Annotated in this window: 15 protein-coding genes; 6 read left to right on the top strand and 9 right to left on the bottom strand. The window is 53.6% G+C overall.

Annotated features, from left to right (window positions below; all coding sequences use genetic code 11):
• Nucleotides 1–98 precede the first annotated feature (98 nt).
• A complete protein-coding gene (locus KNP02_RS07480; RefSeq protein WP_034776679.1) occupies nucleotides 99–1316 on the top strand; it encodes an MFS transporter in 1218 nt (405 codons plus the stop codon).
• A gap of 22 nt (nucleotides 1317–1338) precedes the next feature.
• Here KNP02_RS07480 and KNP02_RS07475 read toward each other — a convergent pair whose 3' ends face one another.
• From KNP02_RS07475 to KNP02_RS07460, 4 genes are all read right to left on the bottom strand, one after another.
• On the bottom strand, nucleotides 1339–2433 hold the full coding sequence (locus KNP02_RS07475; protein WP_251129171.1) for an MBL fold metallo-hydrolase: 1095 nt from the start codon (nucleotides 2431–2433) through the stop codon (nucleotides 1339–1341).
• An 88-nt stretch (nucleotides 2434–2521) separates the two neighbouring features.
• Nucleotides 2522–3109: an SCO family protein gene (locus KNP02_RS07470; protein WP_214707974.1), complete on the bottom strand. Its 588-nt coding sequence runs from the start codon at nucleotides 3107–3109 to the stop codon at nucleotides 2522–2524.
• Nucleotides 3110–3120: 11 nt separating this feature from the next.
• Nucleotides 3121–3537, bottom strand: a complete 417-nt coding sequence (locus tag KNP02_RS07465; RefSeq protein WP_214707973.1) for a disulfide oxidoreductase — start codon at nucleotides 3535–3537, stop codon at nucleotides 3121–3123.
• Nucleotides 3534–4205: a DsbA family protein gene (locus KNP02_RS07460; protein WP_214707971.1), complete on the bottom strand. Its 672-nt coding sequence runs from the start codon at nucleotides 4203–4205 to the stop codon at nucleotides 3534–3536. Before KNP02_RS07460 ends, KNP02_RS07465 begins: the two co-directional genes overlap by 4 nt.
• A 157-nt stretch (nucleotides 4206–4362) precedes the next feature.
• Here KNP02_RS07460 and KNP02_RS07455 point away from each other — a divergent pair, with 157 nt between their 5' ends.
• On the top strand, nucleotides 4363–5955 hold the full coding sequence (locus KNP02_RS07455) for a diguanylate cyclase domain-containing protein (protein WP_214707968.1): 1593 nt from the start codon (nucleotides 4363–4365) through the stop codon (nucleotides 5953–5955).
• A gap of 37 nt (nucleotides 5956–5992) precedes the next feature.
• Here the strand turns inward: KNP02_RS07455 and odhB are convergent, their stop codons facing one another.
• Both odhB and KNP02_RS07445 read right to left on the bottom strand, forming a co-directional pair.
• Nucleotides 5993–7270 carry a 2-oxoglutarate dehydrogenase complex dihydrolipoyllysine-residue succinyltransferase gene (odhB, locus tag KNP02_RS07450; RefSeq protein ID WP_214707966.1) on the bottom strand — a complete coding sequence of 426 codons (1278 nt, stop codon included), beginning with the start codon at nucleotides 7268–7270 and terminating at the stop codon, nucleotides 5993–5995.
• An 18-nt stretch (nucleotides 7271–7288) separates the two neighbouring features.
• Nucleotides 7289–10135: a 2-oxoglutarate dehydrogenase E1 component gene (locus KNP02_RS07445; RefSeq protein ID WP_214707964.1), complete on the bottom strand. Its 2847-nt coding sequence runs from the start codon at nucleotides 10133–10135 to the stop codon at nucleotides 7289–7291.
• A gap of 334 nt (nucleotides 10136–10469) precedes the next feature.
• On the opposite strand from KNP02_RS07445, the gene KNP02_RS07440 reads away from it, so the two are divergent.
• The 4 genes from KNP02_RS07440 (at nucleotide 10470) to KNP02_RS07425 (ending at nucleotide 13037) form a co-directional block, all read left to right on the top strand.
• Nucleotides 10470–11408 (top strand): ABC transporter ATP-binding protein, encoded by a 939-nt coding sequence (locus tag KNP02_RS07440; protein ID WP_214707962.1) that lies wholly within the window; start codon nucleotides 10470–10472, stop codon nucleotides 11406–11408.
• Nucleotides 11386–12123 (top strand): ABC transporter permease, encoded by a 738-nt coding sequence (locus KNP02_RS07435; protein ID WP_034776666.1) that lies wholly within the window; start codon nucleotides 11386–11388, stop codon nucleotides 12121–12123. Before KNP02_RS07440 ends, KNP02_RS07435 begins: the two co-directional genes overlap by 23 nt.
• A gap of 64 nt (nucleotides 12124–12187) precedes the next feature.
• A complete protein-coding gene (locus tag KNP02_RS07430; RefSeq protein ID WP_214707960.1) occupies nucleotides 12188–12736 on the top strand; it encodes a cysteine hydrolase family protein in 549 nt (182 codons plus the stop codon).
• A gap of 106 nt (nucleotides 12737–12842) precedes the next feature.
• Nucleotides 12843–13037 carry a hypothetical protein gene (locus tag KNP02_RS07425; RefSeq protein WP_138859834.1) on the top strand — a complete coding sequence of 65 codons (195 nt, stop codon included), beginning with the start codon at nucleotides 12843–12845 and terminating at the stop codon, nucleotides 13035–13037.
• A gap of 19 nt (nucleotides 13038–13056) precedes the next feature.
• On the opposite strand, the gene KNP02_RS07420 is transcribed toward KNP02_RS07425, so the two are convergent.
• The 3 genes from KNP02_RS07420 to KNP02_RS07410 form a co-directional block, all read right to left on the bottom strand.
• Complete coding sequence (locus KNP02_RS07420; RefSeq protein WP_214707958.1) at nucleotides 13057–13671, bottom strand: class I SAM-dependent methyltransferase; 615 nt, start codon at nucleotides 13669–13671, stop codon at nucleotides 13057–13059.
• Nucleotides 13672–13774: 103 nt separating this feature from the next.
• Nucleotides 13775–15682 carry an LTA synthase family protein gene (locus tag KNP02_RS07415; RefSeq protein WP_214707956.1) on the bottom strand — a complete coding sequence of 636 codons (1908 nt, stop codon included), beginning with the start codon at nucleotides 15680–15682 and terminating at the stop codon, nucleotides 13775–13777.
• Nucleotides 15683–15879: 197 nt separating this feature from the next.
• Nucleotides 15880–16659: a sulfite exporter TauE/SafE family protein gene (locus KNP02_RS07410; RefSeq protein WP_214707954.1), complete on the bottom strand. Its 780-nt coding sequence runs from the start codon at nucleotides 16657–16659 to the stop codon at nucleotides 15880–15882.
• Between the last annotated feature and the right edge of the window lie 19 nt (nucleotides 16660–16678).

The raw sequence follows: 16678 nt of genomic DNA, 5'->3' as shown, positions 1-16678 counted from the left end.
CATACAGTCAGTTCGAAATCTTTGCTCCTTTTTATAGCTTTCTAAATCGTTCTGAAGGATAATTATTATTACCTAATAAGAATCGAGGACTTAACCATATGTGGAAAAATCGCAACGTCTGGATCATCTTGACCGGGGAGTTCGTCGCCGGTCTCGGGCTTTGGCTCGGCATCATCGGCAACTTGGAGTTCATGCAGGAGAAAGTGCCGTCTGACTTCGTCAAGGCGCTCATCCTCGCTGGCGGACTGCTCGCCGGGGTCGCCATCGGGCCGCTCGCCGGCCGTCTCACCGACCAAGGCTCGAAAAAGAAAATCATGCTCATCTCAAGTATTGTCCGGGCGCTGAGCGTCCTGTTCATGTTCGTCGCCATCGAGACGGGAAGCGTGCTGTGGATGGTCGTCTTCCTCGTCTTCCTGCAAGGGTCGGCCGCGTTCTACTTCCCGGCGCTCCAAGCGGCCATCCCGCTCATCGTCAAGGAACGGGAGTTGCTCGCCTTGAACGGGGTGCATATGAACGTGTCGACGCTGTCGCGGGTCATCGGGACGGCCATCGCCGGCATCTTGCTCACGCTCATCTCACTTCGGGACGTCTACGCGCTCTCGCTTGTCGCTTATCTGCTTCTCGCCGTCGCGACGTGGTTCTTGAAGATCGACGAGACGACCGTCCCGTCTGCGAAGAAAGTGGACGCCAAGTCGTCCGGCGGGTTCAAGGACGTCTTTCCGATCATCAAATCGATTCCGGTCATCTTTATGACACTCGTCATGACGCTCATCCCGCTCCTCTTCATCGGCGGGTTCAACTTGCTCGTCATCAACATTAGCGAGCTGCAGGACTCGACGGCGATCAAAGGCTGGATTTATACGGCCGAAGGGATTGCCTTCATGGTCGGTGCGTTCCTCATCAAACGGATCGGTGAGAAGTTCTCCGTGTTCTCCATCTTGTTCACGTTCTCGTTTTTGATCGGGGTCGCCCAGCTCATGCTTTACTTCGCCGACATCCCGGCCGTCTCGATCGCGGCGTTCGTCTTGTTCGGCTTCTCGGTCGGCTGTTTCTTCCCGACGGCGGTGACGATTTTCCAGACACGGATGCCGAAAGACTATCACGGACGTTTCTTCTCGTTCCGGAACATGCTTGACCGGATCGTCTTCCAAGTCGTGTTACTCGTCACTGGCTTCTTCCTCGACTTGATCGGCTTACAGCTCATGGTCGTCTTGTTCGGGATCAGCTCGATCCTCATGACGGGTGCGTTCCTCGTCTACACGCGCAAACACAAACTTCATATCGAAACGGACGAGGCCGAACGCCTCTCTTCGTGACAAAAGCGGTGACTGAATTCGGTCACCGCTTGTTCATGTCTTCGATGTCACGCCACCAGTTGGTCGTGTCGTTCCGTCCGTCGAGCGTGATCCGCTCACCGATTCGTGGCGTGAGCACGTCCTCTCGTGGTAAGAGCCCCACCATCTGTTCGGCTGGGTCGAACCAGGCATGGAACGATAACGTGAACGCGCCCCAATGGATCGGGAGCATCTTGTCGGCCCGCACGTCACGGAACGCCTGTGCCGTCTCAGTCGGTTGCATATGCACGTCCGGCCAACGCTCGTCGTATTGGCCGCACTCGAGCGCTGCGAAGTCGAACGGTCCGTACGCATCACCAATTTCTTTAAAATGCGGTCCGTATCCACCGTCCCCACTGAAGAACAGGCGATCCGTCTCACCGAGGACGACCCATGACGCCCAGAGCGTCGCGTTGCGGTCAGTGAGCGAGCGGCCCGAGAAGTGCCGAGCCGGCGTGCAGACGAACGTCCATGGCCCGAAGTTGTACGTCTCGCCCCAATCACGTTCGACGATGCGTTCCGTCCCGACACCCCACCGTTTCAAGTGGCTGCCGACACCGAGTGGGACGATGAAGACCGCGACCTTGTCTTTGATTGTTTGAATCGTCGCATAGTCCAAATGATCGTAATGGTCATGCGTGAGCAGGACGACATCGATATCTGGTAAGTCGTTGAGCTCGAACGGCAAGTCCTCGCTGAACCGCACGTTCTTTGCGAACGGGAGCGGCGACGGGCTCCGGCCGAACATCGGGTCGACGAGCATCGTCTTGCCATCCATTTGGACGAGCATCGCCGAATGGCCGAGCCAATAGATGCGGGTGAAGCTCGAGCCGAGTTTCTCGCTGAAGTCGATTGGGACGACCGGCAACCGCTCACTCGGTTTCCGGAGCGAGTCCGGGTTCAAATATTCCTTCGACATCGAGATCATGTCGTCCGTTGAAAACCGCATCGGTGTATCGAGCTGATTGCGGAACTTGCCGTTCACGAGGTTCGGCGACCGTAGCGTTTTCGGCTTTTTCCCGAGCGGTTTATATTGGGTAAGCACGGTCCCCGTCACGGCTGCCATGCCCATCAATGTAAATAATAATGTCTTCTTCATGTTCATCCACTCCTCTACGTTTTCATTATACGGTACTAGCGCCGATTTCCCTGTTTTTGAATACAGAAAAAGACGGCACATGGCCGTCTCATGATTCTTGTAAAATCTTGATATCGTTCACGATATCCTCGAGCGGTACGTCTTGGAAACCGGGATACACTTTGATGATCTTCCCATCTTGGTCGACGAGGTAGAAGGATGTCCCGTGATCGACTTGCGTGCCCTCTGCCGGTTTACGAACGAGCGCCTTGAAGTTCTGTTGAGCGAACGCCTCAATCTCCTCCTGCGAGTAGCCCGTCAAGAACTGCCAGTCAGCCTGTGCCAAGTCGTAGTTTGCCATGAATTCTTTGATTTTATCTGGCGTGTCGACGGTTGGATCGACGCTGAACGACACGAACTGGACGTCCTCGACACCTTCCTCAACGAGCGCCTCATTGAGCTTTGTCATGTTGTACGTCATCGGTGGACAGACCGTCTCACAGCTCGTGAAGACGAAGTCGGCCATCCAAACTTTGCCCTTCAAATCGTCCAGACTAACCATCTCTTCATTTTGATTCATATAGTCGAACGACTCGATCTCCCAATTGAGCGGGTCTTCAATCTCCTGGCCGCACGCGGCGAGCACCGCCATCAAGCTGATCAATCCGATGAGCATCCATTTCTTCACACGTTCCATCTCCTTCATTGTCAATTGCGTCTCACGCGCCAGACGAGGAGCGTGATTAAAGTAAATGCCGTCAAGGCAAGGAACGGGATCGTCACGAACCCGAACCAATTGATGTACTGCACGTTACAAGGTACGCCTGCGACACACGGTTTGATGTCGGCGAACCCGGGCACTTTTTGGACCAAGTAGTGGTACAAAGAAACGAGACCGCCGATCATCGACAGCGGCAATACATACTTCTTCACCGCCCTGTCGTCCGTGAACACGGCAACGCCGAGCAGGATGACGAGCGGATACATGAAGATGCGTTGAATCCAGCAAAGCTCACATGGCACGAACTCGCGAATCTCACTGAAGTAAAGACTGCCGAGCGTCGCTGTGAGAGCGACGAGCCAAGCGAGATAGAGACCATAACGGGTCAAGAACGACTGCTTCATGGTGTGCCTTGCTCAATCAATCGTTCAATCGTCTCATAGTCAAACGGATCTTCGAGCATGGCGCCGTTGATCATGATTGAAGGGGTGAACTGGACACCGTGCTCTTTGACGAGCCCGTCATCGAGGCTCACTTGATCGAGCACCGTCGAGTTCTCACTCAAGTCGTCCTCGAGCTTCGCCACGTCGACCGATGTCGTCTCGCTCGCAATCTCTGTCAACCGCTCGACCGTGACCCATGCCTCGTCGTGCTGCTGACTCGCCGGTTGCGCGTCGTAGAGCGCCTTATGGAAATCCCAGAACGCGTCCGGGTCTTGTTTATACACCGACTCTGACGCGAGCGATGCCAAAATCGACTCTTGTCCGTGGAACAGGACGTTGATGTAGCTGAAACTGATTTTCCCTGTGTCGATATAGTCTTGCTTCAACTTCGGATAGACCGTCTCACCCCACTGTTTACAAGACGGGCATTTATAATCCCCGAACTCGACGACCGAGACGGGTGCGTCCGCATCTCCGAGCGTCGGCTGTCCTTCGGTCGACACATGCTCTGCCTTTACCGGTGCCGCCGTCTCCGCTTGTTCGGCCGGCCGGTTCAAGAGAACGACCACGACGGCCACGAGGGCGACCGCGAGCAGCGTCGCGATGACCAATAGTTTATTCTGTTTCATTTGTCTCACCTCTATTTGTATCGATTCGTCTTTCATTATAACGAAAGCGCTATCTGTTTCCACGAAATCGACCTTGTTTTTTTATAACTTCGCTTCATGTCACGGAAAAGATGACGATGAACAGAGTGGAGATTGTCACTGTAGGAGGAATTTGTTCATGAAATCATTTTCGATGCGCCTCGGCCTGATCTTGGCGCTCAGCATCGCCACACTCGTCTTTTTGCTCACCATCACGCTAACGTACATGACCAGCCAACGCTCCGCCGCCTCGCTCGAAGCAGAGATCGGGGAACGGTTGTCGATGACGTCGCACCAGCTCGTCGATAAGCTCGACTTTTACATGTGGTCGCGCTATCAAGAAATCCAATTGCTCCAAGGACTCGACGCCTTGAACGAACCCGCCTCGAGCCGGGCCCTGCTCGACCAAGTCCAAACGAACATCCCCGCTTTCTCATGGATGGGCGTGACCGATGCGGCGGGGAACGTCGTCGCTTCGACGAATGGAATATTAGAAGGCGCTTCAATCAGCGAACGCCCTGTCTTTCTAGAAGCCCAGGATGAGCCGTTCATCGGGGATGTCCACGAGGCCGTGTTGCTCGCGGAGCTGTTGCCGAACCCGACCGGTGAAGTCCTTCAGTTCGTCGACATCAGTGTCCCGCTGTTCCGTGACGGGGCCTTCCAAGGCGTGCTCGCGACTCACCTCAGTTGGGAATGGGGGAAGGAAGTGCTCCGCCACTTCAACCGGACGCTCCACCATCAGTCCGAGTATACCGACCTCTTCGTCGTCAGCGGACGCGACAACACCGTGTTGCTCGGCCCGGACCATCTCGTCGGGAAACCGCTCCCGACGAAACTAGACGACGGATGGCACGTCGACACGTGGGCGGACGGGAAATCCTATTTGACGGGCGTCGCCACCGGGGAAGGGTATGAAGATTACGCCGGCCTCGACTGGAGTGTCGTCGTCCGCCAACCGGCCGAAGTCGCTTTCGCCCCGGTTGCCTCACTCGAGCGGAACATCTTATCGATCGGCCTCGTCGCCTCGTTCGTGACGGCCATCCTCGGTTGGCTCCTCGCCTCAGTCGTGACCCGGCCGCTAAAACGGATCACCGAGACGGCAGCCCTCATGAAACAAGGCAAAGCGAAGACGTTTCCACACCAATCGGGCATCCATGAGATCGAGTCGCTCGCTTTCGCCTTAGAATCGCTCGTCACGTCACTCACCGAATCCGAGACGGAGCGGGTCCATTACGAGTCGCTCGCCCATCGCGACGTCTTGACCGGGCTCGCCAATCGGACGGCGCTTCGTCACTATTTGAACGAAGCCCAGGCGACAAAGAACGAATACGTCTGTTTCTATATCGATCTCGACGGTTTCAAAGCAATCAACGATACATACGGGCACGCCGTCGGGGATGACGTCTTGATTAAGATTGCCGAGCGATTGAAACGAGTGACGCTCGATGGGTCCTATCCGGTCCGTTTGAGCGGTGACGAGTTCTTCCTCTTGTTCGAACGGAACGGACAGAACGGACACTCCATCACACGCATCGGCGAAGACATTATCGCGTCCCTGTCCAAACCGATCGCTATTGAAAGCGGGACGGCAACCGTCGGGGCCAGTATCGGCGCCTCGCTCTGGCAGACAGAAACGGTGCCGCACGCCGCCATCAAACGGGCGGACCAGGCGCTCTACCGCTCCAAAGCGAACGGAAAAAATCAAATCACGCTCGATGAATCGCTCACATAAAAAAATCCATGTCGCCGACGCGACATGGATTTTTTGCTTATGCTTCGAACAACAATTGTTCTGGGTCTTCAATCATGTCTTTGATGTGCTTGAGGAACGTCACAGCCTCACGACCGTCGACGATACGGTGGTCATACGAGAGGGCCACGTACATCATCGGACGGTTCTCCATCGTCTCTGCGTCGATAGCAATCGGACGGAGTTGAATCGAGTGCATCCCGAGGATGGCGACTTGTGGTCCGTTCAAGATCGGTGTCGACAAGAGTGAGCCGAAGACGCCACCGTTCGTGATCGTGAACGTGCCACCTGTGAGGTCGCTCAACCCGAGCTTGTTGTTGCGGGCTTTATCGGCGAGGTGCAAGATGTCTTTCTCGATCTCACCGAAGTTTTTGCGATCCGCTTCGCGGACGACCGGGACGACGAGGCCGTCCGGAGCCGACACGGCGATGCCGATGTCATAGTATTTCTTCAAGACGATCTCGTTGCCTTGAATCTCAGCATTCAAGTATGGCATCCGTTTGAGCGCCGCGACGGCCGCTTTCGTGAAGAACGACATGAAGCCGAGTTTGACGTCGTTATCTTTGACGAACTTCTCTTGGCGACGTTTGCGGAGCGCCATGACGGCCGACATATCGATTTCATTGAACGTCGTCAACATCGCTGCCGTCTGTTGCACTTCGACGAGGCGGTTGGCAATCGTTTGACGACGACGCGTCATTTTGATGCGCTCTTCATCTTTGCCGCTCGCTGCCGGTTGCGGTGCCGCTGCCGGTGCTTTTGGCGCTTGTGGTGCTTGTGCCGGTGCCGGTTTCGACTCGTGGTTCGTCACATCATGGACGTTGATGCGGCCGATCGGGTCGTTCGTTTGGATGGCCGACAAGTCGATGCCTTTCTCACGGGCCAATTTACGGGCCGCCGGTGTCGCGATTGGTCCTTTGCCTGGGCTCGCCACGTGCTCTTCACGGCGTTCGACTTTCTTCGCTTCGCCGACTTCCTCTGTTTTTGTCTCGGCCGGTGCCGGAGCTGTCTCTGTCGCCGCTTCCGTTTTTGTCTTCGTCGCGACAGCCGTACCGCCGCCCGATCCTGAGCTGAGGCGGGCGATCACTTGTCCGACTTGGACCGTGTCCCCTTCGGCCGCCAATTGCTCGTCGAGCGTGCCCGACTCATCGGCCGGCACTTCGATGTTGACTTTGTCCGTCTCGAGTTCGACGATGGCGTCCCCTTTTTCAACGTGGTCGCCTGGCTGTTTGAGCCAAGACGCGACCGTTCCTTCCGTAATGGACTCTGCTAATTCCGGTACTTTGATTTCGATCACAATGAGTTCCCCCTTAACTTATTTACGATCTTTTTGATATGTGCTCGTGCCGGCAGCAGCCGAGACGGCGTCACGTGAGATGGCTTCACGGATGATGCGTGCTTGTTCTTGTTTATGGGCCGTCGGATTTCCTTCGGCCGGGCTCGAACGACGGCGGCGGCCGACGTAGCGGACGTTCAATCGGTTCGATGTGACCGCTTCGAGACGAGGCTCGATGTACGTCCATGCCCCCATGTTTTTCGGCTCTTCTTGGACCCAGACAATCTCTTTCGCGTTCGGATAGCGGCTGATCAATTCACGGATCTCACGGACCGGGAACGGATAAATTTCTTCGACACGGATGATGTGCAGGAAGTCGAGTGACTCCTCTGACTTCATCGTCGCTTCTTGCAAATCGATTGCCATCTTCCCTGAACAGAAGACGAGACGTTCGACTTGATCCGGATTCTCACCGAGACCAACTTGTTCGATGATCGGGCGGAAGTTATTGTCGGACAGTTCATCGACCGATGAGGCTGCGAGCGGATGACGGAGCAGGCTCTTCGGTGTCATGATGATCATCGGACGGACTTGTTCTGTACCGAGCATCTTCGCCTGACGACGCAAGATGTGGAAGTACTGCGCGGCCGTCGACAAATTCGCGACCGTCCAGTTTTTCTCTCCAGCGAGCGTCAAGTAACGCTCCATGCGGGCGCTCGAATGCTCAGGACCTTGGCCTTCATAGCCGTGCGGCAACAGCATGACGAGACCTGATTTTTGGCCCCACTTGGCGCGACCGGCCGAGATGAACTGGTCGAACATGACTTGCGCCGAGTTGGCGAAGTCACCGTACTGTGCTTCCCATAGGACGAGCGTATCTTGGGCGAACACGTTATATCCGTATTCAAAACCAAGTACCGAGCCTTCTGAGAGCGGGCTGTTGTGGACCGAGAACGAGGCGTTCGCCGTCGACAAGTGATGGAGCGGCGAGAACTTCTGGCCTGTCTCGACATCGTTCAACATGATGTTACGCTGCGCGAATGTTCCGCGCTCCGAATCTTGCCCGCTCAAGCGGATCGGCGTGCCGTCCGAGATGATTGAGGCATAGGCGAGCGTCTCGGCATGGCCCCAGTCGACTTTCCCATTGTCCGCGAACGCGTCACGGCGACGGTCAAGCACTTTTTGAAGTTTATGGAACACGCCGAAGCCTTCCGGCCAGACGAGCAATTCATCGTTCAATTGTTGGAGCACGTCACGTTCCACGCCCGTCTCGACGAACGGGAATCCTTTATGGACCGCTTCCGGCAAGACGATGTCGGCATCTTCTTCTTCGGCCGGGACGAGGTCACGGGCCGACTTGAGACGATCCTCAATCGACTGTTCGATCGTCGCCTTGTCTTCTTTCGACATGACACCTTCCGCTTCGAGCACATCTGCGTAGACGTGACGGACCGATTGGTGTTCTTTGATGGCTTTATAGAGCACCGGGTTCGTGTTCATCGGCTCATCCATCTCGTTATGACCGTAGCGGCGGTAACCGATCAAGTCGACGAGGATGTCTTTATGGAACTTGGCACGATACTCGCTGCACAGTTTGGCGACGGCGACACACGCTTCCGGGTCGTCGGCATTAACGTGGAAGACTGGAATCTCATAGCCTTTGGCGATATCGCTCGCATAACGTGTCGAGCGCGAGTCGCTCGGGTCGGTCGTGAAGCCGATCGTGTTGTTGGCGATGACGTGGACCGTCCCGGCTGTCCGATAGCCTTTCAAGTTCGTCATGTTGAGCGTCTCGGCGACAATGCCTTGTCCCGGGAATGCGGCGTCCCCATGAATCAAGATTGATGCCGCTTTGTCGTCATGTTGGACTGCCATCCCTTTTTCTGAGCGGTCGTCCTGCGCGGCGCGCGTGTAGCCTTCGACGACCGAACCGACGAACTCGAGGTGACTCGGGTTGTTGGCGAGGTTCAAGCGGACCTCTTTCTTCTCTTCTAACACTTTGCGGTCGAGACCGAGGTGATATTTCACGTCGCCGGACCAACCGAAGTTGATGCCGATCGACCCTTCCGATGGGATCAACTCTTTGTTCGGGGCGTGCTGGAACTCGGCAAAAATCATCTCATACGGTTTGCCGAGCACGTGCGCGAGTACGTTCAAGCGTCCGCGGTGGGCCATCCCGATATTGATATGTTCTGACCCGCTCGAGATGAGGCCGCCGACCATGGCGTCAAGGAGCGGCACCATCGCGTCGAGCCCTTCGATCGAGAAGCGTTTCTGTCCGACGTATGTTTTATGAAGGAACGACTCGAACAACTCTGTCTCGGCTAGACGCTGGAACAGCTCGATTTTCTCGTTCTTCGAGTACTTCGCTTTCAATGCGCCTTGCTCGATGCGGCGGCGAATCCAACGCTTCTCTTCCATATCGTCCAAGTGGCGGAGCTCGATGGCAACCGTGCCCGTATAGACGTCAAGCAAATGACGAGCGAGTTCGAGCGCGTTCGCGCCCGGTTTTGGCACGTCTTCCGACAACAAGTGAGCTGGTACTTGCTCGAGGTCGGCCTCACTCAATCCGTAACGGTCAAATGCAAACAAGCCGTGTTCGCGCGGGTGGTCTTTGAGCGGATAGATATCGGCCGCTTTATGGCCGAGTGCCCGGATATCATTGACCAACCGTGTCGCTGCCACGACTTTCTCTAAATCAAACGATGCAGCCGGCGCGACAGGTGCGCTCGCTTCCGGTGCCCCGTGTTCGTCAAAGTATTGACGCGTCTCCGCGTCGACCGATTCTGGGTCTTCCACATACTGCTCGTACAATTCAACGATATAGCCTAAGTTTGGACCATAAAATGCTTGCACTTCTTCGCGACCGTTCGACGACTCTCCCATTGAATAAATCCCCCTATCCGTTCCTGTGCGTCCGATGTGTGAACGCTTTCATTTTAACATTAAGCACGAAGCAGTTCATCCATCTGATTCGTCCTGCAAAAAGAGCCAAATCTTGCCTCTTTCTCTCCTCTTCATACTACACCTTTCCCTGTGGAAAGACCCTTTCAAATTCACAATTCGTCCATACTATTTCAATAAGTTTTCCTTATCAATTAATTGTGAAATCACCGCTTTGTTTCAACAGTTTCAAAAAAAGGTGAAACCTTGTTTCAATCCAGTCCGTATATAGGGGTGTCCAGTTGAAAAATACTCTAAACGAAAGCAAGGTGACCCTATGTTATCCGTACAAAATGTACACAAGAAAATGGGCCAGACGAACGTCCTGACGAATGTCAGTTTTGACGTCACGCCCGGAGAAATCTTTGGCTTCCTCGGACCGAACGGCGCCGGGAAGACGACGACGATTCGTATTATCACCGGCCTCATGCCAGCAACACACGGCAAAGTGACCGTCGACGGATTCAACGTCTCGACAGAACGCCAACAAGCGCTCAGTCGCATCGGGGCCATCGTCGAAAACCCGGCTTTCTATCCGTATTTGACGGGCCGCGAGAACCTGATTCACGCGATGAATTTGATTCCTGGTCTAAAGAAAGTCGACTTGAACGCCCTCGGTGCCCTCGTCGGACTTGAGACAAAGCTCGATATGAAAGTGAAACAATACTCACTCGGAATGAAACAGCGACTCGGCATCGCCCGTGCCCTGCTCCATAACCCGAAAGTATTGATCCTCGACGAGCCGACAAACGGTCTCGACCCAGCAGGCATCGCTGATTTGCGCAACTACTTACGGCATTTAGCCGACCACCGCGGCATCGCCATCCTCATCTCAAGTCACTTATTGAGCGAGATGGAACTGATCACCGACCGGTTCGCCATCATCGATCAAGGACAAATCAAGTCGGTCCAAGGCGGAGACGGTGAGGCTAAGACGGAAAGTGTCATCCTCTGTAAAGTCGGCCGCGAGCAGATGAACGAAGCGCTCGATGTCGTGGCACTCGCTTTTGATGATGTGAAAATCATTCAACAGTCAGCTGAGACGTTCATCGTCCCGCGTCCGGAAACCGATATCCCGCATTTGTTGAAACATCTCGTCGAACGTGACATCGCCGTCTATCAGATCGGGATGAAACACGAGACACTTGAAGAACAGTTCTTGAAATTGACGAAAAAAGAAGGAGGCACGAACAATGCGTTCATTACTAGCCAATGAGTTCATGAAATGGCGACGTACGATCAAACCGCTCGTCGCACTCGGTATGTACACTGGGATCATCGTCTTAACGTACTTCATCGTCCGGAGCGGCAACAACCCAGGTGACGCGGAAACGTTCGTCAACTATGCGACGATGGCGGCGATGACGTTCCTCGGCATCTTCACGATCGTGTTCACCGCTGAGATGATTGGGAACGAGTTGAAATTTGATACGTTGAAGCATTTGCTCATGAGCCCTTACTCGCGCGATCGAATTTTACTGTCGAAACTTGTGGCCGCCCTTCTCATCATGCTCGCCCAGTTCGTGTTCATTCTTGCCGTCACGTACGGTTTTGCGTTGACGCTCGACGGGGAGTTGACGCTCGAGCAGTTCCGCAATGTCCTGCTTAGCGTCTCGAGCGGCGTGTTCGTCATCTTCTTGACGCTCATGTTCTCGGTCGTCTTCAAATCGGTCGGGGTCGTGATCGGCTTCACCGTGCTCGCAAACTTCGTCTCGACGATGATCGGTGGTCTTCTCATCGCGTGGAAACCGGCCATCGCCAAATGGATTGTCTTCCTACACACGGACTTGTCGATCTACTACCAAAGCCCAGGTTTCATGGAGACGATGGACGTGACGATTTGGTTCTCGGCGTTCTACGTCTTGATTCACATCGTCGCCTTCTATATCATCACGGCGTTCATGTTCCGCAGCAAAACGTTTGCTGAATGACGATTAACGTCTGAACGAGTGTGGTACTTCCTATACAGAGACTTCTTTGAATGGAGGGACCACGATGCCAAAGACGGCGTTACTCATCATCGATCTGTTTAACGACTTCGACTTCGTCGGTGGGGACGACCTGTTTCGACATACGGAGCCGATCGTCGACCCGATTTTGAAACTGAAACGTCACTTTAAAGAGAACGACTGGCCGGTCATCTACTGCAACGATAACTTCGGGCAGTGGAAAGATAGCACCGAGGATATCATCCGGCACGTCGAGTCTTCGAAAGGCAGGGACATCGCCAAACGGATCGCGCCGGAAGAAAAAGAATACTTCATCATCAAGCCGAGACACTCGACGTTTTACGGGACACAGCTCGACATCTTGTTGCGTCAACTTGACGTCACATCGCTCGTCCTGACCGGTGTCGCCTCAGATATCTGTATCCTGTTCTCGGCGAATGACGGCTATATGCGTGAGTATGAGCTCCACGTCCCGCGCGACTGTGTCGCCGCCGAGACGGACAAGCGCAACGACAGCGCCTTGATCGTCATCCACGAGGCGCTTGGCATTCCAATCGATGATGCCGACACATATATAAAAAATGCCCAGGTGTGATAAAAGCCTCTGATTGTCGGACACAGAATCCCAACATTTCAGAGGCTTTTTCGTTACGTTTTCAGCTATGCTTGATATATGAAGAAACAAAGAAGGATGTGACAATATGTATCTCACAATCGGATTATCGCTACTCGTTTGCTTGATTGCCCTCGTCTTCACCATCATGGTCGGACTCGGGAAAGACAAATCAGACTACAGTCAAAAGAAAAGTTGGTCGATGGTGTCGTGGACGTATATCGTCCTGTTCCCAATCTCCTTCGTGGCGCTCGGCCTGTTATACTATTTCATTACCCGATGACCTCGTTCATCGGGATTTTTTATTTAACCGCGACGGTGATCCCGATCGGATAATGGCGTGCCCCCCGTTTCGGTTCGACGAGCACACCTCGTTGATAATAAAATTCGGTCGACGTGAATGACGTAAATAATTCCTCAAACTCGGCCTCGGTGAACTGGTGGACATGGAACAGTTCATTCGTCGGTTGCCCGACCCCTTGCCCGAATGGCGTCGATAACACCAAGATGCCCCCTGGCTTCAAGAGTTGCCACACGTTCGCCATGAACGCCTCATAGTCGGTCACGTGTTCGATCGTTTCGAAGCTGACGATGCAGTCGAACGTCCCGAGTTTCTCCGGCAACGTCCGGTCTAACACGTCGCCTACTACATAGGCCACGTTCGGATGGTGATAGCGGCCTTTCGCATAGCGCGTCGCCTCTTCTGACAAGTCGAGCGCGACGACCTCGGTCACGGTCCCTTTCAAGTTCTTGGCGATCAATTGACTGCCGTATCCGCTCCCGCTCGCAAAATCGAGGACGCGTCCGTTCATGTATAAGAGGGCGAAATGGTAACGGGCGATATGTTCAAGCAACAAGCCGTTCAGCGGGTCCATGCGATCTGGGATGACCCGTTCTCCCGTATAATCTAATGTCATCTCGTTCTCCTTTTCTGATGTGCACTTCTTTCATCTTAGTCTTCCTAAGGCGCGACGACCACAAAAAAAGAGAAAAGACTGTTTCCAATCTTTTCTCTCTTCATTATTGAGCTTGTTTGAAGCGGAGTAAATCTGAATAGATGAGCTGGTCGTTCATCTCGAGGATTTTGTTCGCTTCTGATTCAAGTGGTGTACACGCCTCACCGTCTTCTGCGACTTCGCCAGTCTTGGCGTCATAGCACATCGACTGCGTGAACAGATGGTCTTGCGTCACGACCGTCCCATCACGGAAGATGGCGCGGTCATAATGCTCTTTCGAGAACAAGTCGTTCCCGAATCCGACCTGTTCTGACGTATCGATTCCAAGCAAGTGCTGAATCGTCGGGTTCATGTCGACATGACTTCCAATCGTCTCGTGCACTTCACCTTTGTCTTGTCCCGGCAAATGAATCGCGAACGGGACCGCTTGGAGCTTGGCGACGTCGTATGGCGTCAACTCGTCTTTCCCGAGCAAATCCGCCATGGCGGCGTTATGGTTCGTCGAGATGCCGTAATGGTCGCCGTAGACGACGAAGATCGTGTCATCCCACATGCCGTTCGCCTTCAACTCATCGATGAACAACCCGAGCGCGTAATCCTGATAGGCGAGCGCCTGCGGGAAGTTGTTGAGTGTCGTCGAGTTCGTCTCAAATTTCGGGACGAGCTCGTGCTTCTCACTCGGCATCGTGTACGGGAAATGGTTCGTCAGCGTGATGAACTTCGCATAGAACGGTTTTGGCAGCTCTTCGAGCATCGGTACCGATTGGCGGAAGAACTCATCATCGAGCAGACCCCACTCCGTCATATCCTCAGGGTTCCCGAGGTCGTAGCTGGCTTCGTCAAAGAACTTGTCGACGCCGATGTTTTGATACATCTGGTCGCGGTTCCAGAACGACTTGTTGTTGGCGTGGAATACGGCCGAGTAGTAGTTATCTTCTTTGATGACTTCTGGTAACGCGTTGTATTCGTTATCGGCGTTCGTGAAGTAGACTCCTCCACGCGAGAGGCCGTAAAGCGAGTTATCGAGTGCGAACTCGGCATCTGACGTCTTCCCTTGGCCGGTCGTATGGTAATAGTTCGGCCAGTAGTGGGATTCTTCGATCAGTTTGTTCAAGTTCGGCGTGATGTACTCGCCGTTCGACGCTTTCATGTTGTGCGTGAAGTTTTGAGCCGACTCGAACGAGACGACGACAACGTTTTTGCCTTTATACTTCCCGAACATCTCCGGGTCTGGAGCCGCATAGTTCTGACGTGTGAAGTTCTCGACTTCATCCAATTCAGATCCGTCTGCGAGCGCCTTTTGGGCCGATGTCTTCGTTTGAAGCATGGCATCGTAGACGTGGAAATTGAACGTTCCTAAGTTTTTGACCAACAGTTCCCGGTCGAACGAGCGCGTGAGTAACTCTGGACGCTCCATTTCCGCAAGGACGAGGTTGAACCCGAACATGGCGGCGGCTGCCGTAAATGTGATCAAGACGCGGCGCTGTGACGCTTGGCTCGTCTCTTTCATTTTCCATAGTAGGAACGGGAGCACGACGAGATCCCCTAACAAGAGCAAGTCTTTCCATTCGAGAAGCGAGAGGAATGACGACGAGAGCGTCTCCATGTTCGACGATTGGAATAGGACTGGTACGGTCAAGAAATCCGTGAACTCACGGTAATAGGTCGTATCCGCGAACAAGATGAGCGAGGAGACGAGATATAGACTATACAGCGCCCACTTCCTCTTATTTCCCCCGAAGAAGAAGCTGAAGGCGAACAAGAACAACGTGAAGCTGAGCGGGTTGATGATGAGAATGAATGCCTGGACCAGATTCTCGGCCGGCATGTTGAAGAAGAACTGATACGCGATCAGCGACTTCGTCCATAACAAGATGGTGAACATCCAGAACAGACGATGTGTTTTGAACGAGTCGAGCGCCGCTTGGCGGAATCGGTCCATTCTTCCTTTCGATTGATTCGTGCGATTCATGTAAACACTCCTTATATGGAATTCAAGTGAAAGGTTCATTTTCTTTTTTAGACGTATAGCCTCTATTTTAACGTTCTTGTGAACCCGATTCAACTAATTGACGTTTACAACTATACATAAACTTAACAATTCCATTGCAGTCTTTACACAAAAAAAGGCTACCAAGTCGCCTCAGTAGCCATTTAACATTGATTCGCTTAACCGATAATGTCCATCCAAATTTTTACTGTACTCGCTAAAATCAGTAACGCCAAAATCATTTGAAGTGACTTCGTCTTCATGTTCTTACCGACGTTTGCACCGAGCGGTGCCGCAATCAAACTCGCGATGATCATGATGACGGCAGGTTCCCACACGATTTGATCGGTGATGATTTTCCCCGCTGTCGAGCCGATTGACGAGATGAACGTGATGGCGAGCGAACTCGCGATCGCCATCTTCGTCGGAATCCGGAGCACGACGAGCATGATCGGCATCAAGATGAACGCTCCTGCTGCCCCGACGATTCCTGCTGCCACCCCGACGATGAACGCCGAGCTCGCTGCAATTACTTTATTGAATGTGACTTGGTCGAGCGGAACATCCTCGACGTTCTTTTTCGGTAAGAACATCATGATTGTCGCAATCGTCGCGAGCACGGCATAAACGACGTTAATCAAGTTCTCAGACAAGAGCGTCGAGCCGTAGCCGCCGATGAAACTCCCAATCAAGACAGCGACACCCATATACAAGATGAGCTGTTTGTTCAAATAACCACCTTTCCGGTATGCATAAATTCCACCGATCGTCGCGAAGAAGACTTGAATCGCGCTGATTCCCGATACTTCGTGGGCGCTGAACGCCGCGAAGCCGAGGAGCGGTGGAATATACAACAACATCGGATATTTAATAATCGATCCGCCAATTCCGACCATCCCTGAAATGAACGACCCGATAAAGCCGATCAAAAAGATGGTGATGATAAATCCAAATTCCATATCAATTCCTCCAATTCCC

Source organism: Exiguobacterium sp. s40 (genome assembly GCF_018617905.1).
Taxonomy (GTDB): domain Bacteria; phylum Bacillota; class Bacilli; order Exiguobacteriales; family Exiguobacteriaceae; genus Exiguobacterium; species Exiguobacterium mexicanum_A.
This window is presented reverse-complemented; position numbering and strand designations above follow the sequence as displayed.

Excerpts from the sequence above, each read along its gene's own strand:
- KNP02_RS07480 (WP_034776679.1), top strand. The coding sequence starts at position 99 with ATGTGGAAAAATCGCAACGTCTGGATCATCTTGACCGGGGAGTTCGTC.
- KNP02_RS07475 (WP_251129171.1), bottom strand. The coding sequence starts at position 2,433 with ATGAAGAAGACATTATTATTTACATTGATGGGCATGGCAGCCGTGACG.
- KNP02_RS07470 (WP_214707974.1), bottom strand. The coding sequence starts at position 3,109 with ATGGAACGTGTGAAGAAATGGATGCTCATCGGATTGATCAGCTTGATG.
- KNP02_RS07465 (WP_214707973.1), bottom strand. The coding sequence starts at position 3,537 with ATGAAGCAGTCGTTCTTGACCCGTTATGGTCTCTATCTCGCTTGGCTC.
- KNP02_RS07460 (WP_214707971.1), bottom strand. The coding sequence starts at position 4,205 with ATGAAACAGAATAAACTATTGGTCATCGCGACGCTGCTCGCGGTCGCC.
- KNP02_RS07455 (WP_214707968.1), top strand. The coding sequence starts at position 4,363 with ATGAAATCATTTTCGATGCGCCTCGGCCTGATCTTGGCGCTCAGCATC.
- KNP02_RS07445 (WP_214707964.1), bottom strand. The coding sequence starts at position 10,135 with ATGGGAGAGTCGTCGAACGGTCGCGAAGAAGTGCAAGCATTTTATGGT.
- KNP02_RS07440 (WP_214707962.1), top strand. The coding sequence starts at position 10,470 with ATGTTATCCGTACAAAATGTACACAAGAAAATGGGCCAGACGAACGTC.
- KNP02_RS07435 (WP_034776666.1), top strand. The coding sequence starts at position 11,386 with ATGCGTTCATTACTAGCCAATGAGTTCATGAAATGGCGACGTACGATC.
- KNP02_RS07430 (WP_214707960.1), top strand. The coding sequence starts at position 12,188 with ATGCCAAAGACGGCGTTACTCATCATCGATCTGTTTAACGACTTCGAC.
- KNP02_RS07425 (WP_138859834.1), top strand. The coding sequence starts at position 12,843 with ATGTATCTCACAATCGGATTATCGCTACTCGTTTGCTTGATTGCCCTC.
- KNP02_RS07420 (WP_214707958.1), bottom strand. The coding sequence starts at position 13,671 with ATGACATTAGATTATACGGGAGAACGGGTCATCCCAGATCGCATGGAC.
- KNP02_RS07415 (WP_214707956.1), bottom strand. The coding sequence starts at position 15,682 with ATGAATCGCACGAATCAATCGAAAGGAAGAATGGACCGATTCCGCCAA.
- KNP02_RS07410 (WP_214707954.1), bottom strand. The coding sequence starts at position 16,659 with ATGGAATTTGGATTTATCATCACCATCTTTTTGATCGGCTTTATCGGG.